22 protein-coding genes are annotated in these 23,112 nt (G+C 45.6%); 2 read left to right on the top strand and 20 right to left on the bottom strand.

Annotated features, from left to right (window positions below):
- Nucleotides 1-44: 44 nt before the first annotated feature.
- Genes DESYODRAFT_RS09860 through DESYODRAFT_RS09840 form a run of 6 tightly spaced genes read right to left on the bottom strand, consistent with a single transcriptional unit; the run spans nt 45 to nt 6,580 of the window.
- On the bottom strand, nt 45-1,121 hold the full coding sequence (locus DESYODRAFT_RS09860; protein WP_007782484.1) for an ABC transporter ATP-binding protein: 1,077 nt from the start codon (nt 1,119-1,121) through the stop codon (nt 45-47).
- The gene (locus tag DESYODRAFT_RS27250; protein WP_007782482.1) at nt 1,081-2,103 is read right to left on the bottom strand and encodes an ABC transporter permease; all 1,023 of its coding nucleotides are present in this window, start codon (nt 2,101-2,103) and stop codon (nt 1,081-1,083) included. The genes DESYODRAFT_RS09860 and DESYODRAFT_RS27250 overlap by 41 nt, the downstream gene beginning before the upstream one ends.
- Complete coding sequence (locus DESYODRAFT_RS09855) at nt 2,090-3,337, bottom strand: efflux RND transporter periplasmic adaptor subunit (RefSeq protein WP_007782481.1); 1,248 nt, start codon at nt 3,335-3,337, stop codon at nt 2,090-2,092. The genes DESYODRAFT_RS27250 and DESYODRAFT_RS09855 overlap by 14 nt, the downstream gene beginning before the upstream one ends.
- Nucleotides 3,338-4,189, bottom strand: coding sequence for a carbohydrate ABC transporter permease (locus DESYODRAFT_RS09850; RefSeq protein WP_007782478.1), 852 nt, complete (start codon nt 4,187-4,189; stop codon nt 3,338-3,340). It lies immediately after the preceding gene.
- On the bottom strand, nt 4,186-5,031 hold the full coding sequence (locus tag DESYODRAFT_RS09845; RefSeq protein WP_007782477.1) for a carbohydrate ABC transporter permease: 846 nt from the start codon (nt 5,029-5,031) through the stop codon (nt 4,186-4,188). The genes DESYODRAFT_RS09850 and DESYODRAFT_RS09845 overlap by 4 nt, the downstream gene beginning before the upstream one ends.
- Nucleotides 5,032-5,047: 16 nt before the next feature.
- The gene (locus DESYODRAFT_RS09840) at nt 5,048-6,580 is read right to left on the bottom strand and encodes an ABC transporter substrate-binding protein (RefSeq protein WP_007782476.1); all 1,533 of its coding nucleotides are present in this window, start codon (nt 6,578-6,580) and stop codon (nt 5,048-5,050) included.
- A gap of 517 nt (nt 6,581-7,097) precedes the next feature.
- On the opposite strand from DESYODRAFT_RS09840, the gene DESYODRAFT_RS09835 reads away from it, so the two are divergent.
- Complete coding sequence (locus DESYODRAFT_RS09835) at nt 7,098-7,769, top strand: response regulator transcription factor (RefSeq protein ID WP_007782473.1); 672 nt, start codon at nt 7,098-7,100, stop codon at nt 7,767-7,769.
- The gene (locus DESYODRAFT_RS09830) at nt 7,759-9,210 is read left to right on the top strand and encodes a sensor histidine kinase (protein WP_007782470.1); all 1,452 of its coding nucleotides are present in this window, start codon (nt 7,759-7,761) and stop codon (nt 9,208-9,210) included. The genes DESYODRAFT_RS09835 and DESYODRAFT_RS09830 overlap by 11 nt, the downstream gene beginning before the upstream one ends.
- A 198-nt stretch (nt 9,211-9,408) precedes the next feature.
- Here the strand turns inward: DESYODRAFT_RS09830 and DESYODRAFT_RS09825 are convergent, their stop codons facing one another.
- The 14 genes from DESYODRAFT_RS09825 to DESYODRAFT_RS09750 all read right to left on the bottom strand — a co-directional run bounded on the left by DESYODRAFT_RS09825 (nt 9,409) and on the right by DESYODRAFT_RS09750 (nt 23,112).
- Nucleotides 9,409-9,639, bottom strand: a complete 231-nt coding sequence (locus DESYODRAFT_RS09825) for a hypothetical protein (RefSeq protein WP_007782467.1) — start codon at nt 9,637-9,639, stop codon at nt 9,409-9,411.
- Nucleotides 9,640-9,725: 86 nt separating this feature from the next.
- On the bottom strand, nt 9,726-10,157 hold the full coding sequence (locus DESYODRAFT_RS09820) for a VOC family protein (protein ID WP_007782464.1): 432 nt from the start codon (nt 10,155-10,157) through the stop codon (nt 9,726-9,728).
- Between the two features lie 332 nt (nt 10,158-10,489).
- Nucleotides 10,490-10,681, bottom strand: a complete 192-nt coding sequence (locus DESYODRAFT_RS09810; RefSeq protein WP_007782461.1) for a hypothetical protein — start codon at nt 10,679-10,681, stop codon at nt 10,490-10,492.
- A 597-nt stretch (nt 10,682-11,278) separates the two neighbouring features.
- On the bottom strand, nt 11,279-12,370 hold the full coding sequence (locus DESYODRAFT_RS09800) for an EFR1 family ferrodoxin (protein ID WP_007782456.1): 1,092 nt from the start codon (nt 12,368-12,370) through the stop codon (nt 11,279-11,281).
- Nucleotides 12,371-12,397: 27 nt separating this feature from the next.
- Nucleotides 12,398-13,255 (bottom strand): AAA family ATPase, encoded by an 858-nt coding sequence (locus DESYODRAFT_RS09795; protein ID WP_007782454.1) that lies wholly within the window; start codon nt 13,253-13,255, stop codon nt 12,398-12,400.
- A 284-nt stretch (nt 13,256-13,539) separates the two neighbouring features.
- Nucleotides 13,540-13,848, bottom strand: coding sequence for a hypothetical protein (locus DESYODRAFT_RS09790; RefSeq protein WP_007782451.1), 309 nt, complete (start codon nt 13,846-13,848; stop codon nt 13,540-13,542).
- A gap of 44 nt (nt 13,849-13,892) precedes the next feature.
- Nucleotides 13,893-14,300 (bottom strand): DUF2500 domain-containing protein, encoded by a 408-nt coding sequence (locus tag DESYODRAFT_RS09785; RefSeq protein ID WP_007782448.1) that lies wholly within the window; start codon nt 14,298-14,300, stop codon nt 13,893-13,895.
- Nucleotides 14,301-14,733: 433 nt separating this feature from the next.
- The gene (locus tag DESYODRAFT_RS09780; protein ID WP_007782446.1) at nt 14,734-16,110 is read right to left on the bottom strand and encodes an ABC transporter substrate-binding protein; all 1,377 of its coding nucleotides are present in this window, start codon (nt 16,108-16,110) and stop codon (nt 14,734-14,736) included.
- 395 nt (nt 16,111-16,505) lie between these two features.
- Nucleotides 16,506-17,621, bottom strand: a complete 1,116-nt coding sequence (locus DESYODRAFT_RS09775; protein ID WP_007782443.1) for an ABC transporter ATP-binding protein — start codon at nt 17,619-17,621, stop codon at nt 16,506-16,508.
- 134 nt (nt 17,622-17,755) lie between these two features.
- A complete protein-coding gene (locus DESYODRAFT_RS09770) occupies nt 17,756-19,168 on the bottom strand; it encodes an ABC transporter permease (RefSeq protein WP_007782440.1) in 1,413 nt (470 codons plus the stop codon).
- Nucleotides 19,165-20,415, bottom strand: coding sequence for an HlyD family secretion protein (locus DESYODRAFT_RS09765; protein ID WP_007782439.1), 1,251 nt, complete (start codon nt 20,413-20,415; stop codon nt 19,165-19,167). Before DESYODRAFT_RS09765 ends, DESYODRAFT_RS09770 begins: the two co-directional genes overlap by 4 nt.
- A 90-nt stretch (nt 20,416-20,505) precedes the next feature.
- Nucleotides 20,506-21,399, bottom strand: coding sequence for a carbohydrate ABC transporter permease (locus tag DESYODRAFT_RS09760; protein WP_207636367.1), 894 nt, complete (start codon nt 21,397-21,399; stop codon nt 20,506-20,508).
- A gap of 156 nt (nt 21,400-21,555) precedes the next feature.
- Nucleotides 21,556-22,428: a carbohydrate ABC transporter permease gene (locus DESYODRAFT_RS09755; protein ID WP_007782435.1), complete on the bottom strand. Its 873-nt coding sequence runs from the start codon at nt 22,426-22,428 to the stop codon at nt 21,556-21,558.
- Nucleotides 22,429-22,662: 234 nt separating this feature from the next.
- The gene (locus DESYODRAFT_RS09750; RefSeq protein WP_242833669.1) at nt 22,663-23,112 is read right to left on the bottom strand and encodes a zf-HC2 domain-containing protein; all 450 of its coding nucleotides are present in this window, start codon (nt 23,110-23,112) and stop codon (nt 22,663-22,665) included.

Here is a 23,112-nt window from a genome sequence, read left to right as displayed (position 1 = left end):
AATATTGGCAATCGCCCGCCGAAAATCTCATTCATTAGTTATTTTTAAGTTTCTCCGCCTTTTGTTAAGCCCATGGCCTTTCCGCTTTCTTTATCAAATAAATGGATTTTATCTATGTCTATAGAAACAGGCACTTGCCCGGCTATATTTTTTGCTCTTGAACTCTCCATTCGCGCAAGCAGGCTTTGTTGTCCGCAATTAAGCGAGACGAAAGAATCTGCGCCGTGCATTTCCACTGCCTCCACCGTTGCGTAATTACCGTTCAGGTTATTGGTAATCCGGACATCCTCGCTGCGCACGCCCATAACAGCAGTTCGTGCATTGACCTGCAAATCAGGCACAACAATCTCACAATCACCCCATTTTAGGGTATTCCCCTGGATTTCAACCTCAATAAAACTCATCGCCGGCGTGCCGATAAACCCGGCAACAAACCTATCGGCAGGGTTATTATACAAGTTCTCCGGCGTGTCCGCTTGCCTTATAACCCCATCTTTCATAACCACAATTCTGTCACCCAAGGTCATCGCTTCCGTTTGATCATGGGTAACATAGATGAAGGTTGCTTGCAGGCGCTGATGCAATTTGGCAATTTCAGCTCGCATTTGCACACGAAGTTTAGCATCCAGATTGGAAAGGGGTTCATCCATCAGAAAAACTTTAGGTTCGCGCACGATAGCCCGTCCCATGGCCACACGTTGTTTCTGCCCTCCCGAAAGTGCTTTGGGTTTGCGCTCCAAAAGCTCCTCCAGCTCTAAAATTCTACTGACTTCCAGGACTTTTTTTCGTATTTCCCCTTTAGGCACTTTGCGCACGTGCAAGCCAAAAGCAATGTTGTTGTAAACCGTCATATGGGGATATAAGGCGTAACTTTGAAAAACCATGGCGATGTCCCGCTCTGCAGAGGGTACATCGTTCATCTTTTCCCCACCGATATAAAGCTCACCTGCGCTTATGCCCTCCAACCCCGCTATCATACGGAGTGTTGTGGATTTTCCGCAGCCGGACGGCCCAACAAAAACAACGAACTCTTTGTCTTGGATTGCTAAATTAAAATCACGAACGGCAACAAACCCGTTATCATAGGTTTTGTTTAGGCCTGAAAGCTCCAATGATGCCAATGCCCACACCCCCCATAAAAAATGCCAAAGCTGAATTTGAATAGAGCGCAAGTTTCTGCAGGACGCTGATTTTTCCGCCGAATGCCAAGGTCGCTATGCCTGCCAGCCCATTGGCATACTGACTCCAATACAGCAATATTTGCGCTGCTTGCAGCAATGCATAAATTCCTATACTAATTGCCGTTAAAACAGCCATGGCCACTAGCATGATCCTCCGTACCTCACGGGATTTTATAACTTCCCTCAAATATTCGTCTTTGGCTAGTCTTTTGACCTTAGGCACTGATTTCCTGATAACTTTTACCCCTTGTACAGATAGAAAACTTGAGACTACTAAGGCTATCAGCCACCAGGCCAGGGCGAATTTTGCTTTAATAACTTTGGCGAACTCGCCTAAATTAGCTAAATAAAAACGATCCTCACTAACTCCTAAACTCTTCAGATTGGCCAGCGCCGCCTCTTCCGTTGCCATAACTTCTATAAAATTGGCTACACTGGTCTTGGTCAAAATCGACGGCACATAAACTGCGCTTTCCTCTTGATTGTCCTCGATAACCCCCAGAATGACATAACTTTCATCCTTCAGGCTTATTTGCATGCCAACGATATCAAAACTCCCAAAAGCTTCAAAGGCTAATCTTTCATTTAACACAGCTACTTTGCGTTTTTCCTGCTGGGCATTCAGGGTAAAAAAGCTGCCCGTCGTCATGGCGTAACCCATAATCTCCTGATAAAAATGGTTCGTTCCCACTTGTCTGGCCTCAAGGTTGACGGCAGACTTAACCCGAACCGTATCCACTATTTCATAGGTTAATTTCGCGTCTGTTTCATCCGCTTTTTCAAGGGCAACAGCCTCATTCACCTTCGGGCAGGCAAAAAACAAATTCTCGTTCCCTTGCGCACCCCTCCCTAAAACAAACAGGGCCAGCAGCGCTGCCCCGCAAATCGTTAAGGCGACGACAGCCAGGTTAATCCTTGGCAAAGAAATCACCACCGTTTTTAAGAACTACCGTCTCCCCCTCACTAAACGGTTTATTGCCCGACAGAACGACCGGCTCAAAAAAGCCTATATCATTCAAGATAACTGTGTTCGTGTTGTCTGAATCACCGATGTAGATGGGCAATCTTTCCGTATAATACTCATCGCCCAGCACACCTTCCCGGCGGCTGATTTTGTAAAGGAAGTACCCCGAGCTATCCTGCTGAATTGCTCCGTTAGGCACCAGTTTTTCTGTTTGTTCGCCCTCTTTGGAGAAGGTTATGGAAAAGCTCTCGTTGGGCGTGATCTTCCCATCCCTAACCGTGATACTAACCGTCTTGGCTTTTTCATCGGCAACAATTTTGTCAACGATCCCCTCAAAGGAGTGGGTGGAGTTGGTGAGTTGGCAAGTGTCGCCGCTGGCCACAAAACTGTTTTCAAGGGGTATACTGCATGTAATGGTGAATTTTTCACCGATACCTATGGTCATAACCGACTGGTTTGCCGTGACAAGATCGCCTTTGCTAATGGCAATTCCGCCTACTGTTCCGGCGGTTTCCGCTTTGATGCTCCCGTTGGCTGATAAAATGTCACTATAGCGCGCCAGCTGAAGGTCATTGTTTTTGAGGTCTAATTGCCTGCCTTTAATGTCTTGATCATAGGTCAGCATCAGGTTTTTCAAATCCGCAACTTGCTTGTCATACTTGCTTATGTTGGATTTCAGATTATAGTCCGCCGTTTCCCATTCCACCTGCGCTATTGCCCCTGCCCGATACAAACTGTTCAGGCGGTCGTAATTGTCCTGGGCTTTTTTTATCTCGTCTGCCTGCTCTGCTGCCAAGGCTGTCAGGTCCGCTTTGGCTTTTTCGATTTTCAGATTAATAGTTTCAATCTCCAGCTCCAGTTTGGCCCGGGCAGTCTTTAATTCTTCGATTTTAGTCATATCCTCGTTATTAAGGGATAGACGCATAAGCTCCTGCCCTTTGTCAACGGTTTCCCCTTCTTTAACGAACACTTCCTCAATTTTTCCCCCAACTTCACTGCTAACAGCCTCTTTTTCAGACCAATCTGCCATCCCATTAGCCGTTTCCGTTTTGCTCAGTTTCCCGTTAAAAGGGATCGTGGCCGTGATTTGCGGCATGTTAAAGGCATAGATTGTTTTGGACAAAAACAGACATAGCACTAAAATTGTCAAAATGGTCATTCCGATTGTTTTAAGGTTCAGATAGTTACTCATTTATTTTACTCCTGAAAGTTCTATGCCTTTTTCTAAATTCCGCTGCCCGATTGCTAAAAACCACAGGGGCAGAAACATAAACACGCAGCTTGCCGCAAAAATCAGTCCTATTTGTCCATCGGCAATTCTGGATAAAAACACCGAAAGGGGTTCTTTAAAATAGTCTTTGATAAAGACAATAACTTGTTCAACCAAATTCCAATATTCGATGAAGACCAGCATACTAAGTGCGGCGATACCCGATTTCATCTGGGGCAGGACGATGTGAAGGAATATATACCAATCGCTGGCTCCGTCAATTTTTGCCGCCTCGAAGTATTCTTTGGGTATCCCTTTCATGCTCTGCCTAAGCAGGAAAACTCCAAAGGGAGAAAAAATTCCGGGCAGGATGATCGCCAGGTAACTGGTTTTGATATGCAGCCAATCCGCAATGATGTAATTGGGGACTAAAACAGCCTGGAGGGGCATCAGCATCACAATGATATAAATAAAAAATAGTTTCTCTTTGTGTTTCCACTGCCAAATTGTGAAGGCATAGGCGCAAAGCAGGGATACCGCCGTATTGCCTAAGACAACGGGCAGAGTGATCTTCAGGGAATTCATGAGCAAAACAATAAAGGCAGGCTGCTTAAATAAAACGGCTGCATATTGGCTAAGGGTAACACTTTCGGGAATCAGCACAAATTGAACGAATTTTTGGGTGATGCCCTCTACCGCATCAAAAATTGATAACTTCGTGGTATAGTTCAGCCCGATTTCCGCTTCACTCATCAACGAGTTGGTCATGGTGATCAGCAGAGGCAGCATGAATATAAGGCTTAAAGCGATTAAAATTGCATAGCTCTTCCTCATTCGGCAACCCTCCGCTCGATCTTAAATAATCCCATGGTTATCAAGGTTATCCCTAGCACCAGCACTGTCGTTGCCGTGGTGAGCTTCTGATAATTCAGGGAGCTGAACATATTGTTCATAAAGTGCTGCAGCATATAAATGCTATGCTGGGGATAGTCGCCGGTAATTAAATAGATTTCCTTAAACACCTTAAAGGAGTTAATGACCGACATCAAGGTGGTCAGAACGAAGGTGGGCACGAGATAAGGAAGGGTAATGTACTTAAAACTCTGCCACTTGCCCGCGCCGTCCATGCTGGCCGCTTCGTAATAATCTTTAGGGATGGCACTGAGTCCGGCAAGCAATAACACAATATTATACCCCAGGTTCTTCCAGATAAAAATCAGAACGATCACGCCTAAGGCCCAGCCCGTTTCCAGCCAATGGATGGCCGGTCCGCCAAACTTCACGATGATCCCATTGATAAAGCCATCGTTGGCAAACATCATTTTCCAAAAGAACACCATAGATCCCGAGGGTATGACAAGGGGGATCAGGAACACCAGGGTGAATAACTGCTTAGACCGTTTCACAGTGTTGATCAGCATACTGATTGCCAGGGAACATAGTATGTTCAGCGGAACGCAGAGCCCCATGAAAATCGCCGTGTTCCGGAGTGCCTTTTGATAGGAAGAGTTTTGGCATAAGTCGATAAAATTTTTCAGCCCTACGAACTGCCCGCCTACCGGCTTATCCAAAAATGCATAGCCTAGTGAGATCATAAAAGGGAAGATGAAGAAGATGATAAAGCCTAGGGCGCTGGGAAGTATAAACCAGATTGCTTGCTCTTTGGCTTTCTTCATAAGCCCTTATGCACCTCTATTCGTTCAAATATAATTCCACTTTGCTTTGCAGTGCCTTGGCAACCTCTGCGGCAGTTTTTTCCCCCGTGAAGAAGTTTTTCACCTCTGTTGTTACCATATTGTCTATCTTTTCATCGTGCAGATCATAGTTGTTCAGCAATTTCGTCAATCTGTCCAGGGTTGCCAGGTAATTAGCCAGGGCCTGCTGCTGCTCAGGCGTCAATTCTTTCGCCGCTTCCTGCCCATTGCCTGCCGGTCCGTCGGACACGCCCATTGCTGCGGCACGATTTTGTATAACCTCGCCTGTTATCAGCATGGAGGCTGTTTTTTCTTTGGCCTGATTATTGATGGGGATACTATTGGGAGAACCCAAGCCACTTGACTGCATTTCCTCACTTGCTAAAAATTTTATAAACTCCCAGGCTGTGCGTTTGTTCTTTGAATTTGAATTTATGCCATAGCCTTGAGTGTATGAGAAATCAACCTCACCTTGATCATTGGCTACCAACCCAGCTATTTCATCATGTTCAGAACTGCCGCCGCTGCCGGCTTGCCGGATAACGTTGGTTTTTGTGCCTAAATTTCGTGTAAATTGATTAACCAGATTAAGACTGGAGTTAAACTTGGCATAGTATTTTTCGGCATTGTCCGCTGCGAATTTATCCAAACTAGTTTCACGGGACGTCTCCGCCGCTATCACATTTGCCGGGTTAATGGAACCGCTGTCGGCATAGTTTTTAACGGTTTCCAGCAATTCCGCAAACTCGCCGCCCGTGAAATCCACCTTTTTATTGCTAATGTCTACAAAGGTTGTATAGTCCAGTGCATATGCCTTTTCAAAGAAACTGGTTCCTTTTTGAACAGAGTAGGCACTTTGGCCGAAAATTTTGTTGCCCGTGCTTGCCGAGGCATCCTTTGCGGCCTTGATCACATCTTGATAGGTAAGTTTATCCTGAGCCGGGAAGTCAGCCATCAGCGAACTATCATAAGCGAAATAGTTAAAGGTATAGTCCATTGGGAAAATATACTGTCCGCCTTTGTAGGCCGTGGCAGCTATAATATTTTCCGTGTAAGCGGCTTTATTATAGCCGGGGTCGTTTTGGATGAAGTTGTTCAAATCTTCGAGTTGACCATTATCGGCATATTTATAATAGGGCAGTACATCCAGAGCAAGAATGTCGGCTCCGCCGCCGCTCATAATTTCTGTGTTTACCCTGCTGACATAATCGTCTTTCGCTTGTTGGTCATTGCCGCCGGCTGTTACAACCGCCAAAGTTTTACCGCCGTCTTGCTGGGTTTTCACTTGGGGCATAGCGCCTACGCTCTCCACATTAACCTTTGTACCCGGATATTTTTCCTCGAATAATTTTGCCCCTTGCTCTAAGTAACTTTTGTAGGTTGTGCTGTCATAACAAGAAACCGTTATTTCACCTGATACAGCGCTTGCCATAATTTTTTGGTAGTCTGTCGCCGTTTTAGTGCCGCAACCGGTAAGAGTGGTTAAGGCAAGGGCGGTGACCAACAGACTGCTGACAAGTTTTTTCCTCATAGTTATAACCTCCTAGGCCTGAATAGTAGCAACTTTTGTCTTGCGGCCTTATTCTAGCAGGCTAATCTAACTTCAATCTAACTTTTGAACGGGGAACTACCGATTGCCCATGAGAACTACAGATTACCCATGAAAAGAACGATAAGAGAAACCACAGATTAACACAGATTTCACAGATTAAGAAGGTAAGTATAAAAAATGGCGAAGATGGGCGTCAATGCAAAGGATAATTATTAATTATCTCAAAGCGACAGGATTAAATCGGCCTTTTATCAGCTTTGGCGACTATCAATTGCGTTACAAGGGATTGATAGTTTGGATCTAAAAATTTATTTCTTAAATCTGTGTTAATCTGTGTAATCTGTGGTTATATAATTTTAGAACAACAGGCAAAGGATAAAGGCGATGGAGAATGTGGAACGGGATTCACAGACCTACGCCATTATTGGTGCGGCAATGGAGTCAAATTAGATTAAAGTTAGATTGGCATATTACAATGGAGTCGGAGGTGATGACTGTGGGTATACAGATTCTTGTCGTTGAGGACGACGCCCGTTTGCAGGATATGGTCTGCAAGTTTCTCCGCAAAGAGGGCTGGCTTGTCGATGCCTGCAGTGATGGCGATTCGGCACTTGAACGTTTTTATGTCCAAAAATATGACCTCATCATACTCGACATTATGTTGCCTGGTATCAACGGACAGGAATTGCTTCGCGAACTGCGGAAAAATTACGACACCCCGGTGCTGATGATGACGGCGCTGTCGGACGATGACAATCAATTGCGGGCTTTCGAGGGACAAACAGACGATTATGTAACCAAGCCCTTTTCCATGCCGATTCTCGTTAAGCGGACGGAGGCCCTTTTGCGGCGCAGCGGCGTTCTGAAAAAGGAAATTCAAGCGGGCAAGGTGACTTTGTACCCGGAGACCTACGGCGCGGAATATGACGGCAAGAAAATCCCACTTACACCAAAAGAGTTTGAAATTTTGGAGCTGTTCGTCCGCAACGCCGGGAAAATCCTTGCCCACGAAACCCTTCTGACCCGCATTTGGGGATATGATTTCGAGGGTAACGAAGGCATTATTCACGCCAGTATGAAAAAACTGCGGGATAAATTGCCGGAGAAACTAATTCGCACAATCAAGGGCGTAGGTTATTATTTGGAGGCTGACGACAGTGAAGAGTAAAAAGAGGTTTTTCGGTATATTCGGCAAAGTGTTGCTTTACACTATGCTGATTCTGCTCATTGTCACCGGCGGTATGTTCGCGTTTTTTTCCAACCAGATCAAAGCCGCCGTCACCTTGACCCAGCAAAAGCAAGCCGCAGAGGACTTTCTGCCCCTGATGACGCAGTTGAAGGGGAAAACCAATGAGGAAATCACCGAGTTTGCGCAGAAGTTCCACGAAGAAAACCGCTCCTTTAAGTTTCGTTTTCAGAATGCGGACGGGGAGATTTTATTTGAAACAGAGGATTTTGAAATGCCGTCAGGTTTTGAGATACCGCCGGATTTTGACAAAAAATTTTCTGCCTTGGGAAAGGTCATTACCCGAAAAAACGACCTATTCGTCAATGGGTTTGCCACCGGCCCGACAGGCGGCATTCCGGAACGTGTAGTGTTTCTGTCGGCAGAGAACGGCCTAAAGCTATCCATTATCACGCCATTTACAGGCAGAACCGTTTACGATGGAATACTTGCTAAAGCGGCGTGGACCTTCGGGCTGATTCTCGTGTTGAGCTTCTTAACCGCTGCCTTATTCGCCTGGCTCATCGCCAGCCCGGTACGACGTATCGCGGCGGATGCGCGCAGTATGGCGCAATTACGCGACGTTGCCCCGCCCCTCCCGCGGGGTGACGAAATCGGGCAGCTTGCCGAAGATGTTTATTCGATGTACGAGGAGCTGAAATCCACTATTCGCAAACTCGAAGCTGAGATGGAACACGTTAAGGAGATTGAAGAAAAGCAACGCTATTTCTTTTCTGCCGCTTCCCACGAACTGAAAACACCAATAGCTGCAACAAGCGCAATTTTGGAGGGTTTGCTGGGAGATGTTATTGCTCCGGAGGAATATCCGGCGTATCTGCGCGAGTGTCTGAAACTGAATAAGGAGCAAACCCGGCTTGTGTCGGAGATACTTGAGATAGTAAAGCTGGGCAATATCGACAAACGGGAGCAAGCGGTGGTAAACCTTAGGGATTGCGTCAACCATGTCCTGCCTCCGCTAATTCCCATTATTGAGGCCAAAGGGCAACAACTGACTGTTGAAATCGCCAAGGACATCCCTTGTACACTTGATACCGGGCTGTTTGCCAAGACTCTGTCCAACGTAATCCTCAACGCGGCGCAAAACTCGCCTGAAAACTCGGAAATCCGGGTTTGGGCCACGGAGGGGGTGGGCAGTGTTCGGCTTTCCGTTTGGAACGGCAACGCGCACATTCCGAAAGCAGCACTCTCCCGTCTCTATGAGCCGTTTTACCGTGCCGACGAAGCGCGGACGGCGGGCTGCGGACGCAGTGGTTTGGGGCTGACGATTGTGCAAAAAGCTCTCCAGCTGCAAGGGTTCCCCTTCGCCATCGAGAACGCCGACGGTGGCGTACTGTTTTGGGTTGATATTGCTTCCCCGCGGTAAAACCTCTGAGCAACTGGCAGAGAGGCAGCCGCTAAAGATGCATCCTGCGGGGAGTCCGGAATCAGCATCCCTTTTCCCCTGGAATTTTCCCGGAAGGCAATCGAGGTCAGCTGGAGATAAGCTAGGGGGTGGGAAAACAAAACCCGAACCCCAAAAATCAAGGGTTCGGATTGACAGCTGTTTAGTAATTCTCTTTTTTTAATCCACATCCTCCTGTCCTTCCAACAGGATATCGTAATAAGTGTTCCCTTCGAGAACAAGATTTTGAATGTCTGTAATCTTAGCTGTTAATTCAAACTCTTCTCTAGGTTCTTGTGTCTCTTTCTCTGTTGTTGCGGTTCCTCTATTCGTGAACTTTTCAACCGTTTCTTCGATAGTAATACCCGTTGTAACTTTTTGATAATCTCCGGCATCTACTAAAGCATACATCTTAATAAGCCCTGCACGATAACTCTGCAAAGTCACGGAGAAGGCGAATGAGGAATAATCAATCTGTGTTTATTGGGATTTGCTTCTTAAAATACTAGCATACCCTTATCATCGAACTTAAAATCAGGGCCCCAAGCGACTTCCCAATAATAGCCGTCCAAGTCAGCAAAATATGCGTGATACCCGCCCCAGAAAACATCCTGTGGCTCTTTGACGATTTTTGCTCCGGCACTTCGAGCAAGTTCAATTATTTTTTTAACATCTTCTTTATGCTCAACATTATAGGCCAAAGTGATACCGCCAAAGCCGTTTGCTATTTTCGGCGGGTTCTCTTTGTTAATATCTTCTGCCAGTAAATCCAAGGGAAAAAGCTCAAACTTGGTGCCGGGCGTATTGAAGAATATCACCGGGGGATTATTGCCCTTTTCCTCTGTCTGAAACCCCAACTTATCTCGGTAAAACTTAATAGACTTTTCCATGCTTCTTACACCTAAACAAATACAGGTAATCTTATTCATGATGCTGCCTCCCATTATAAATAAACTACATTTTCTTGTGCGCTTTTCACAAGAAAATGTAGCTTTTAACTTGGTAGAGATAAGGGGATTCGAATCCCCGGCCTTTAAATGCGAAGCAAGCGCTCTCCCGGTCCATGCTCAACGCACCCTAAAAATACAGGATTGTGCCTGCTTCAATCATCTGCTTGTCGGTCACTTGAGAAAAGTCTACCCGATAGCCTGCATTTTCAGCCAAATATTCGCTAAAGAGTCTTTACACCCTGCCGTTACCTTCCCTAAAAGGGGTGCAGGGCATTAATCTCACTAAGGTAGAACGCCAAACGAAGTGGAACTCATAATTGTTGTTCATGGTCGTAGTCGTAGGCAGCTGTATGTTTTTTGACAAGCTCAGCTATTGTTTTCTCAACCAATTTATTATTTCCTGCGCAATATCTGATTCTATCCTTATCAGACTGCGTAAGTGGCATCCCTTCCATCGCCATAGAGCCGTTAACCTCATCAATTAGTTTTTCTAAATCTCTCACCGAAAACCACCTCATTTCATTATGCCCTAAATTGCATTTAATGCCCATCTCTCAAGTAATGATTCCTTGAAACCCGGAAAAAATAATTGAGCTATCATGCCATTCGAGAATTGATCTGCGTTCAGACAACAAACTATTCGAAGTATGACATAGTTTATAAAATTAATTTTCCTCTACGCTACTGACGACGATTTTACTTTCAATTTATTTTTACAGACAGATAGACGGCTGCCCCAAATTGAACTATAGCTAAAATTAGTACATAATAACCTATTGACCATAAGGTTATAAACGCCACTATTAGCGAAACTATACTACATAAAATAATAAACTTTACTCTTTTTTTAATAAAAAAAAATATAGACAGGATAAAGCTGATTCCCAAAAGAAATAATGAAATGGGACCTGCAATATCCCAAAATATAGGCTGCTGCATAATTAACCTCTCACAGAGTTATTAATAGCTTTCCGATACTTATGGAAACTTTTGTTTATGCAATTGAGAAATACCCAACAACTTGGTCATCAAGTTCAGCGACATATACATAATTGTCCTTTTTATCGCTACCTTTACCGTTTTACTCACTCCTTTCAAACCTAGAAGATTTGATCCTGATACTTTTTCCTTTCTGCCTTAATATCCTTCAGCCTTGTATCCGGCTCATGATACCGGCGATATAAGTGAGTCAAGGTTGTGTAGGTAAAGAGCTTGTTGAGCAGAGGAATCTTGATAAGCCAATAAAACAAAAAATAGACTGCAAAAATTATCAGCAGTGTGCCGCAATAATCAATCAGGCTATTTAAAAGAAAATGATCCTGTCCTACCGGCATAAGCTTGTTCAATTCATTCAGAACATAATATGAGACCGGCAGCATCGTAAGGAAATAGAAAAAAACCGCCAGTGAATGACTTGCTTCAACTGCTTTATTAGGGCAATAGCCCATACATCTCATACAGCTTTCACAAGAAAATGTCCAATAAGGGCGAGGCTTTTTGCTTCCTCTCATTTTGATGGCTTCAAGGGGACAAGATTCAGCGCATATGCCGCAGCCGGTACAGTTTTCAGAAGCAAAAAACAACTTTGCCAAGAAAAACCGGCCGATAACCAGATATGCTAAAGAAAAGGGGCTCAGAAGCAAACCTAAAAACACGGAAAAAATTCCCCTGAACACTCTGTTTCCTTCCCAAATACGTTCCACAAAAAAATCTGTTTTGATCTTTGCCCTCTCAATAATAAACCTGGAGTTTGCAGGATTTAAACCCCAGTGTAATGACATCCAGTTGGACGGCATATCCAGCCCCATGACTCCGCGGATTATGTAACCCTTCAGCATAAGCAGAAGTGCGACCAGGTAACCTGCCGTACCTTCCAAACCCGGAAAGGACAGAGAAGCAATTCTGGTGCCTGCTCTTGTCGCCACCACAAAAGCAGGCCTTCCCTTTCCCCGCGGTAAACGCAATGTATGCCTAATCACCTGCCAAGGTGCTGTGAAACCATGGGTTGGATAAACCAATCCCACTAAGTCCTTTCCATTTTCCCCATAATCAGCTTCCCCATAACATTTTGTAATCTGAAACAGCTTAGTGTTGATCCCTTTGTCTTTAAATGTTTCCGCCATCCACGTAGCCGCTCGATAAGAATTTCCTGTCCCAGTCAGGAAATATATAATACATGAGCTATACCCCATACTTCACCACCCGGCTCAATCCAGTATTTATATAAAGTCTTTTTCATATCGTTTGAAAAATTCATAGTATGTGCGTACATTATCCAATTTCGTCCATCGCTTGACATCTACGGGATTCTCATCCAAATCATATATTTTGGCTCCCCGCAAGGCCAGTAAAAAGGGAGAATGAGTCGAGATAATAAACTGGCAATTCCAAAACCGTGCGGCATCCTCAATAAATTTCATTAATTCCATCTGCCGTTTGGGAGCCAGGCTGTTTTCAGGCTCATCCAAAATATACACACCCTTTTCATCGATTTTCTCCGTGAAGTAAAGGAATGCACTTTCCCCATTGGAGTACTCCCGCACATTGGCCATCAATTTCTTTCTCACAAACCGGGACTGAGATTTGCTTCTGGCCAAATTGACTGTTTTAAGCTGCTCATAATCGGCCAGAGACTTCATCTGAAACTGTGAATACTTGGCATCCAGATATTCTTCGAACAGTTTATCCCGTTTCTGATCAATTCCTTCGTTAAGATTTCGGACATTTAATATATAGTCAAAGACATCATCACTGGTGATAATTCTGCTGTTTTCAGGGATGTCGGCCTCCAGGTGCATCCCGCACCGCTTAATATAGTCAGGATAGAAATTCGATTTATTGTAAATGGAATCCCGCTGTATACCTGTTTTTTCGGCAATCACATTTAAGGCCGTGGATTTTCCCGAACCGTTTCCCCCATATAGAATCGTCACCGGCTCAAAATCAATTCTCTCAAAACCGTGCCTGGATAAAACCCTGAATGGATAGAACACATCATAGCAAGTTCTCTTTAAATCCATGAAAAAGCTAGTTTCCCTCTCCGCATCCGGAAATGTAAAAATACTTAAATAAACCATTGTCGCCTTCCTTATTATACCAATATATAATTGCTGTTGTATCATCCGGTGAGGATTCAACCCTTACAATATAGACCGGTCCCGAACCGCCAAGATAGGTTCAGAACATATCCTTTGTTTCTCACGTATTCCATAGAAGTATTTTCCTTATCTTTTCATTCTTATTATTTTCACAGGCATATGTGTTCCGACAATCCTCAAGTCCCATCATTTGATTGACTTATACCCCTGAAGATTTAGGCACTTTCTATAAATATCAAAACGCAGCAAAACTTTCTTCTCTCTTAAAATTCTGATCTGCCAAAGATCTGCTTCAAGTGATGCTCCATGTGCCTCAGGTAATCCTGAATCAATTCCCAGAAAGTACAGAATTGATTATCACCTATATCACACACATACCCCAGTTTCTCTTCCGGTATCCTGCCGATACCTCTGAGGAGATGTCTATTAAATACCGTCCAGAGAGAAATAATCTCATCCAGAGGCATGCCTTGATAATCCTGAATCGCTACCCAATGGTTTTGATTATAAGGCACTACCACAAAAGGCTGCTTCTCAAACTGAATTTTAAATTCTACTAATTGCCCTGGCATGGTTCAAATTTCTCAAATGACAACTCTTTGCAATACTTTTTAGGCTATAAGGCGGAAGATTTGCTCCGGGTAAACCCTAAGAACCTTGTCCCTTGAAATCTAAGGATTCCCGTGTCATTATCGGCAATCAGCCCATATTCGCGGCCATTAACCGTAAATTCCAGGCGATCCCCGCTTTCAACCTCAAAAGTAACATAATAGGTCGTACTGGAATGACTATGATGCGCCCCGGATTCTCCCGTTCCGCCGTGAAAACTGCCCGTAGTATTCGTTCTCTTCCCTGTAACCTTGACCGTAACATCTAATATCGGCTGTGAGTTGTTGTATTTCCATTGTCCGATTCCCTTCATTATTCCAAATATAACAATGCCGGATACCAGGACAAAAAATATCATCATAAACCCCGGCATTACATTAAACATTAAACCCGATAGGCCATTATCAACCAACATTAAATCACCCCATTAATTTCATGCTTTTAAAGCATTCGCTTAGACAGCATTCCGCCATTATAGAAATATGTCTAATATCACCGGTACCAACTGTTTATAACACTGATACTTTGATCAGTTGGATAATAATTCTTGAACTCATCGTTTTTCCCAATGGCAAATGCAGAAAAACCTAAAATCCAGCTCTCCTTGGCAAAGACTTCTTTGTATGCTTGAAAACCATTGGCCTTACAGTTATTTCTAGATTGTTGTATTCAAATCCTTTTTAGAATTTGATAAATTCTGAACAGCGAAAAGCCGGTTTCTCTTCATTTAAATAGAGAAACCGGCTTTAGTATTTAATATTAACGCTCAACCATGAGAATTCACGGAGCGTTCCTTCTTTTTGTGTTCCAGTAAGCAATAAACAGCGGAGTCCAAAAAACCTTTGCGCTTATTCATTTAAGTATGTGCTCACCCTGTCCTGAATCAATTGGGCAGTCGCCTCCGCTGTCTTCTGTCCTGTAAAGAAGGCCGCGGTTTCCTCCTGAACAATGGCAAGAATCTTCTGGTCCGTTCCGATATAGACCTTCGCTTGACTGAGCAGGTTTTCCATATAATCCACATCCTCCCGGGTGGGGGGCTGCAGTGTTATCGTTTGATCTGGAATTCCGTCGTCCTTAATTCTCATTTTCCCGCCATTTTTTTGGATAGCCTGGCTGAAATTCCGGGCAATCTGGGGAAGTACACTTTTATTAACCGGCATTCCTCCCTGAGTCATCATTTCATCAGAGAGCATAAATTTTAAAAATTCCCAGGCCAGTTCTTGATGGGCTGATTTACTGCTGATCCCATACATAGAGTCCGTGGAAAAAAACAGGTTTCCGGGAGGCTTTAAAAGCTGAACACCCTCGCTGAAAATCGCCTTGGCCACTTGCAGGTCCCAAAACCCTCCAAGGGAAGTGAAATTAAAAACCAGGTTACCCCGGGAAGCCATATCCATCATGTTGGTCTGGTCGATATCCGTATTAACCAGTTTGTGGTCAAGCAGATATTTACTCAAATCCAGTAAATCAAGAAATTCCCGGCCGGTAAAATTGGCTGTTTTCTTCTCCTGATCCACTAAGCTGGCATAGTTTTCTTTAACCAGAGTCGCAATCAGTTTTTTTTCATCCATCCCGGCCAAGGCATACATCTCCTGGGTTCCCCCGTTTTGCTTGTCTTTAACGACCTTTTCCGCCGTCTTGACAAAATCCTGCCAATCCCAGCTGCTATCGTCGATTGGCGCCTGGGAATCAGCCAGTAAAGTTTTATCGGCGGCAATCATATCGATACTGATATTAACCGGCAGCCCATAGAGTTTATCTTTATATTCTAAAGCCTGGAAAATATTTTGGTAGTATTTGCTGTTGTCGAAGCTTTGATCCGCCTGCATCAGCCCGTCCAAGTCAACTAAAAGATTCTTATCCCCATAGGTCTGATAGGGCAGGTTGTTTAATAAAATGATATCGCTGCCCTGACCGGACATGAGCTGGGTATTCATGGTCGTGACATATTTTTCAATATCGCCGGGCTCCGTCCCTCTGACACCTTCCCCTTTTTCCGAGGTACTGGAGGTGTATTCTTTTACTTCCACACTGACGCCGGGATGAAGTTCCTCAAACTTTTTCACTGCCGCATCCAGGTACATGTCTTTGCTCACTACCGCAATGGTCAGAGAATTAGATTTATTAGCTTCCCCGACGGCCTGGGTATCGCAACCCGCGATTAATACTCCCAGGCCGAGGACCAGAGCCAGGCTTAGGACAACTCCGCATTTGTTCTTTCTCATCAAAGCACCCCTTTTTCTTTAAGTATTCGTGACTATTCAGGTACTCAGTTAATCAACCACAGATTACACAGATTAACACAGATTTAAAAAATACATTTTTAGTTCTAAACTACAAATCGCTTGTAACGCAATTGATATTCGCCAAAGTTGATAAAAGGCCGATTTAATCCTGTGGTTTTCAGATAATTGATAATTATCGTTCTTCATTGACTCCCATCTTCGCCATTTTTCTATACTTCATCCTTCTTAATCTGTGAAATCTGTGTTAATCTGTGGTTTCTCTTATCGTTTTTTTCATGGGTAATCTGTGGTTTCCCCGTTCAGAATTCCCCAAGACCCTGAATAGTCACAAGGATTCAGTAGGGATTTAAACCCTAAAAGATATTCTGACTTAACTACTGTCTAATGACGTTCACCCCACTTTCCTGATCGAAAAAATGGGCCTTGGCCATATTAAAACCCACCCTGACTTCCTGTCCTGTTTCGGCGCGCAGCTCCGGACTCACCCTGACAACCACCTCCCTGCCGGCTATCCTCACGTAATGGTAAGTTTCAGCCCCTCTCAATTCGCTGAACTCCAGCCTCCCGCACAAAGCACACCCGGGATGGCCATTCAAAAAATCTCCGCTGCCGCAGAGGTGCTCCGCTCTAATCCCCAGGACCACTTTCCGATCCAGATACCCCTGCTCTTTTAACCTTTGTCCCCCGGCAGCGGGAACAGGCAGCAGAGCGTCGGCCAGTTTGGCAAAAATACAGCCCTTTTCCTCGATAATTAAAACTTCCAGAAAGTTCATCCCCGGGCTGCCGAGAAAACCGGCCACAAACATATTGACCGGGTGGTCATAGATGGCTTGCGGGCTGTCGATTTGCTGGATCAGGCCATCCTTCATCACCACGATTCTGGTACCCATGGTCATGGCTTCGGTTTGATCATGGGTTACATAAACAAAGGTTGTCTGCAGATCTTTATGGAGCCTGGCAATTTCTATTCTCATCTGGGTTCTCAACTGGGCATCCAGGTTGGACAGAGGCTCATCCATCAGGAAAACCTTAGCTTTTCTGACAATGGCCCGACCCAGGGCCACCCTTTGCCTTTGCCCGCCGGAAAGTTCCTTGGGTTTGCGTTTGAGAAGATCTTCAAGTCCCAGAATCCTGGCCGCTTCCTGGACATTTTGCCTGATTTCAGCCTTGGGCAGCTTTCTCAACTTAAGTCCGAAAGCCATGTTGTCATAGACCGACAGATGGGGATAAAGGGCATAATTTTGAAAAACCATGGCGATATCCCGGTCTTTGGCAGCCATGCCATTAACCAGCCGGTCATCAATATATAATTCACCGGCTGAAATTTCCTCCAGGCCGGCAATCATCCTCAATACGGTTGTTTTGCCACAGCCGGAAGGACCTACCAGGATTAAGAATTCCTGATCCCTTATTTCCAGAGAGAAATCCCTGACCGCCGTAACTCCGCCTGGGTAGGTCTTAGCTAGATTTTTCAGATGTAAACTCGCCATCCGCTGCCCTCCTATTCGTTTGAGACATTCCTGCTAATTAGGGACATTCTTATTATTGGGGACATTCCTTTCTACAAAGAAATACTAAGGCTTTAGCAGGTGTGTCCCCTGACCTCTTTTGAAATACCAAGACTTCAGCAGGTGTGACCTCTGATCATTTGCCCTATTTTTGTCAGTGCGGTTAAAAATACAGAGCTGAATACCAGCAACGCCTCCCCGGTCCCGATGACAGGAGTCATTTTTATGATCCACAGCAAGGCGGTGCCCAGACTTAAGGCGGCCAGTAGGAAAACGCTGCAGAACACTTCAACTTTGAGCAGTTTTTCCCCCAACAGCCGGGTCTGATAAAGTCCCAGCCAGAACAGCGGCCAACCAAGAAAGATATTTAAAAACAAGTTCCAGTTCCGGATGGTATTAAGAACATTCAATTGAACTTCTCCCGGCGGTGCTGCATCGCCGGCGCTTTGCATCCTGGTTTGAATCCCCCTTTGAATGAGGTCAACCCAAAACGAAATATCAATCAGTTCATCGGGTATGTTTTCCGGCGGAATATATAAGCTGAATCTGATTAATTTCCACACTAAAAGCATCACTGCAACAAGCGCTAAGATTACCGCCATATCAAGCATCAGCCTGACGGCATCCTCCTTAATCATCTCCCGCCAATAGTTATCCCGGAGTCTCTGGCGGCAGAAATGATCAAGGCCCCTTATTTTTCCCCTGAGCAAAGCGAAAAGCATCACCATGGCTACTGCCCCCGCCAGGAAATTGCGGAGCAGGTTCCCTTGTTCCATCAGGAGGCCCGCCAGGTTATAATCGATGATTTTGTAGTTGGCGGGGTCCTGACCGATAGAGGTCAGGGCCGTTGTCAAAACAGCGGTATTGCGGCCCGTGGTGCCGGCATCCTTGGTTTCAACTGCCAAGAAGGTTATTCGGGAATCCGCTTCCAGTTCCAACAATATTTTCGCCGGTATGTACACTGTGCCGTAGCCCCTGTCCGTCAGTGTCCCAATCAGGGAATGGTCAGCTCCGGCCACCCCAACTATTCTGAATTTCCGGCCATATAGTTCTATCTCCAGGCCCACTACATTGCGGTTCTGAAAAAGAGCCTGCGCCAGGTCCTCATCGATGACGGCGACCTGCTGGTTTTCCTGTTCGACGGTTAAAAAACCGCCCGCTTTCAAGTTTATTTGCTGGAATTGATCATACCTGTCATTCACCCCCAGCACTTGGGCTGGGTTCTGGTTCTTTTGATAGGCGGCAGACGTTGAAGCCTCCACGGCGTAAGCCAGATCATAATCCCGGAGGTTGTATTGGCTTAGCTGCCTCATATCTTTCAGGGTAAAAGAGGCAGCCTCCGGCTGATGGAAATTGCCCAGCCAGGTGGCGGTGATTTTATCGGTTTTGTGCAGGCCGCCCAGATCCGCCAACTTAGCGGGCAGGGATGACCCCAGGAGGGTGCTCCAGGTTAAAACCAACAGGCCCAGGGCCAGAACAAGATAGGCCGGATAGGCTGATTTAGCCGGTTTCAAGTGGGCCGGTTTCAATTTGCCGCCTCCTTCAGAACTCTGTCCCCGTCCTCCAGCGGTTTATTGCTTTGCATCACCACTTCGCCCATCACCATATCTGTGAGCGCAGACTTATTATTATCGCTGTCTTCCACATTGACGTCCACCTTTTGCAAATAGTTCTCCGCACCTAAAGGCCCTTTTCTTGATTCCAGAACGAAGACATAGGAGCCGCTGCTGTCGTCATAAACGGCGCTGTTCGGTATGAGGGTAGCGTAAGGCTTGGTTTTTTTGCTTAAATATATTTCTCCCTTCTCGCCGCCGGTCAGGCCTTCCAAAGAGACGTCGATCCACAAATCCTTTTTATCCCCGTTGTGCCGGCTGTTTTCCACGATCTTGTCAATTTTCCCCTCGGTCCTTTTATCCCCCAGGGAGAGAATATTAACACTCACCGTATCTCCGGGTTTGACGTAATCAACCACATCATTGTCAATGGGCACGATCAGCCGGAACCCCTGCCCCAGATCGGCCAATTTATACAGGGGCAGGGAGTTATTGGTCATCGACCCCGCGGGGAAATTCAGCTCTGTGATCAGGCCGTCCACGGGCGCTGTATAGACGCCCTTGTTGGCCGCCTCTTTGGCCAGGGCATCCGCCTTTCTGATCGTGTTGGCCACCTGTTTAGCCAGGTTTTCCACCTTTCTGGCTTGTATTTCCAGATTAAGCCGGATAGTCTGACAGTTGCTTTCCTCCTCCGCCAAGTCCCTTTCAGCATTCTGCAGGTTTACTGCCGTTTCAGCACCCTTCTCAAACAGCGCTTTCAGGTTGTTGTAATCCCGTTGTTTTTGCTCCTGATCCTTCAAGGCCCCCACCAGGGAAAGCTGCAGCTGCTGGTAGCGGGCCTGTTCATCCAGATAATTGGACTGTTGGATGTCCGCCTCCAGTCTAAGGGTCTCTACCTCCAGGTTAAGGCTGTCTACGTCCAAGCTCAGGATGGGCTGGCCTTTACTGACCCTGTCCCCCTGCTCCACCATGACCTCCTTGACCCGCAAATTGGCAGCTGCGTATTCCTCCCGGGTTGATTTGACCTCCACCGTCCCTTCACCGAATATTTCTTTTATTAACGCCCCGCTCCCCGGCCGGACCGTTTGGACCCTGGGCAGAGCAAAGTTATTGATGGTATTGGAGAAGAAAGTTAACCCGATCATCGTCATCAGGAACAGCAGGCCCAACTTTCCGATCAACTTTTTTCTTTGCACATCACCTGCAATGGCTTCATTCCCCAATTTTCTGTCTCCCTTCCTGAACTAGTGCAGCGATACAATAGCCCTTGTAAAGTAGGTGGGCAAGAATTTATATAACAAGTCACCAGTTGCTCAGCCTTTGATTCCGGAAAGCCGGATCCCTTCCAGCAAGTATTTTTCGGCGTAAAGGAAGTTCAGCAACGCCGGCAGCATATATAGAACGGAGGCGGCAAAGGCCAAGCCTTTTTCACCGTCGATGATTCGGGAAAGATAGAGGGAAAGCGGCTGTTGGGCCGCGTCCTGTAAAAAAATCAACGGCTGTTCCACCATGTTCCAGTTATCGATAAACACAAGGATAGCCATGGCTGCTATGCCGGCCCTGGACATGGGCAGAATGATTTTGAGAAAAATCTGGAGCTGGTTGGCTCCGTCCACCCGGGCCGCTTCAAGATAGGAGTCCGGTATTTGCTCCATGTACTGTTTTAAAAGAAATACGCCAAAGGTGCTGAAGATGCCAGGCCAGATAATGGACCAGCGGCTACCCAGCAGGCCCAGCCAGCCGGCCATTAAATAATTGGGCACCAGAGTTACCTGGAAGGGCATCAGCATCACAATGATATACAAAAAAAACAAAAGGTTTCTGCCTCTGAACTTCAGCTTGGCAAAGGCATAGGCCGCCAGGGTTGCCACTATCGTTTGCCCAATGACGATAGGGCAGGTAATCAGCACGGAATTCCAGAACATGAAAAGAAACTGGGTCTTTTTAATGAGCACGTTGTAATACTGTTTAAGCACCACCACATCAGGGATCAGCTGGAACCGGGCAAAGTGATGTGCAGTATCTTCCTTATAGCTGCTTAAATTTTTGTCCGTCACCGGACCATAATTATCGGCGATTGCCTGTTCACTCATCAATGAATTGGTGATGGTTACAGCCAGAGGAAAAATGAAGCTGACAGCCAGTACCAGCAATACTGTCGTCTGAAGTACTTTTGTTATCAGACGGTTCCGATTCAATGCGCTCATTCCTCTCCCCGGTTCTCAATTTCTTACTACCCATAAAAAAGTTTTTAAGTTACTTGTATCCGGCGCTCCGGTGGTTTCCTCCGTGTGCTGTACAATTTTCTTTGTTCTTTACACTCCTGACGCCCGACTCCTGATCCCCGGCTTCTGACTGAGATTCTAATTAATCAGGTTGGTGATCTTTCTCTCCACGATAAAAAGCAGTAAAACGACGGTCACGATAAAGGCAGCCATAATGAAGGCCGCGGACGTCAGTTTTTGATAATCCAGAGCCATGAACATATTGTTCATGTAGTGCTGGAGCATATAGATGCTGTTATGGGGATAGTCTCCGGAGATAAGATAGGTCTCCCGGAACACTTTAAAGGAATTGATAATCGAGATAATAAACACAAAAAAAGTAGTGGGAGTCAGGTAAATCAGGGTTATCCGGAAAAACTCCTGCCAGCGGCCGGCCCCGTCGATCCTGGCCGCTTCGTAGTATTCAGCCGGTATATTCTGCAATCCGGCCAGAAACAGGATGACACTGTAACCCATGTTTTTCCACAGATAAACTGCCAGGACCACCATCCTGGACCAGTTGGTTTTCATCCAGTCCACCGGCGGGTAACCCAGAGCCTGGAGCAGGGAATTTAAAACGCCGTTTAAATCAAAGAAAGCCTGCCAGACCAAAACAACCGAGGCTACGGGTACTACCAAAGGAGTGATCATGATGGTGCGAAACAGGTTCCGGCCCGGTAACTTTTTATTCAATAACAAGGCCACTCCCAGGGAGAGAATCAGATTAAGAGGTACACAGATCAAAGTGAACTTGGCTGTATTCCCCAGAGCTAATAGAAAGCTCGGGTTTTTTAACAAAGCGCCGTAATTATGTAAGCCGACAAAGGTGCCGTGAAGGGGACTGTCTACCAGGGAATAGTAAAAGCCGGTGACAAAGGGGAGCAAATAAAAAAGAGCAAAACCCAGCAGGCTGGGCCCGAGGAAAAGCCAGGCCAGGCAGCCGTTATTCGTTGTTAATTTTCCGGTTCTCATCGTTACCACCCTAAGCGTGATGGGCCAAGCAACATGTCCGCGCCTCCTTTCGGCAATATAAAAGCCCGCCCGATTCGGTAATTTCATCTTACCGAAATCAGGCAGGCTAGGTTGTAATTTTAACTTAGCAAAATCTTAAGAAATTCTTATGAAGCACTGATTATTTTCTTATGCTGTCGTATACGGCGTGCTCTTGAATACGTCAGTTCAGCAAATGACATTTCAGCAAATTCTTTAAAAGAGATGAAGTCCGTATTTTAGCAAGAGGTAAATTCCCAATATTGCAAAGACAATCATTGTCCCAATCGCTTTTCCCAGAAAAAATCTGCTCACACCTTCATCCCCTTTCCAGTCGGATTTGAAGATTAGTATCCCCATAACAACAAGGCTTAGGACGATCATTATGACCGGCATAAAGTTTGGAGATGTGCTTTGGTTTACTGTCATGCCAATAATCGCTCCGAGGCATAATAGTGCTGAGGTGATAAGAAAAAGTTTCTTCTTAATTAAAGACAATACTTTTCTATCATCAACCTCTTTGGGGATTGGCAAGGCGTCCTTGCCAAACTCAAGCTTGCAGCTTGCACAGCTCTTCAAATGTTCCGAAACCAAGTTAATACTGCCTTCGCTGGCAACATTGTCCTTCACAAGGGGTATCAAATCCAGGATTATCTCACAAGGCAC

The sequence above is a fragment of the Desulfosporosinus youngiae DSM 17734 genome (assembly GCF_000244895.1).
GTDB lineage: Bacteria > Bacillota > Desulfitobacteriia > Desulfitobacteriales > Desulfitobacteriaceae > Desulfosporosinus > Desulfosporosinus youngiae.
This window is presented reverse-complemented; position numbering and strand designations above follow the sequence as displayed.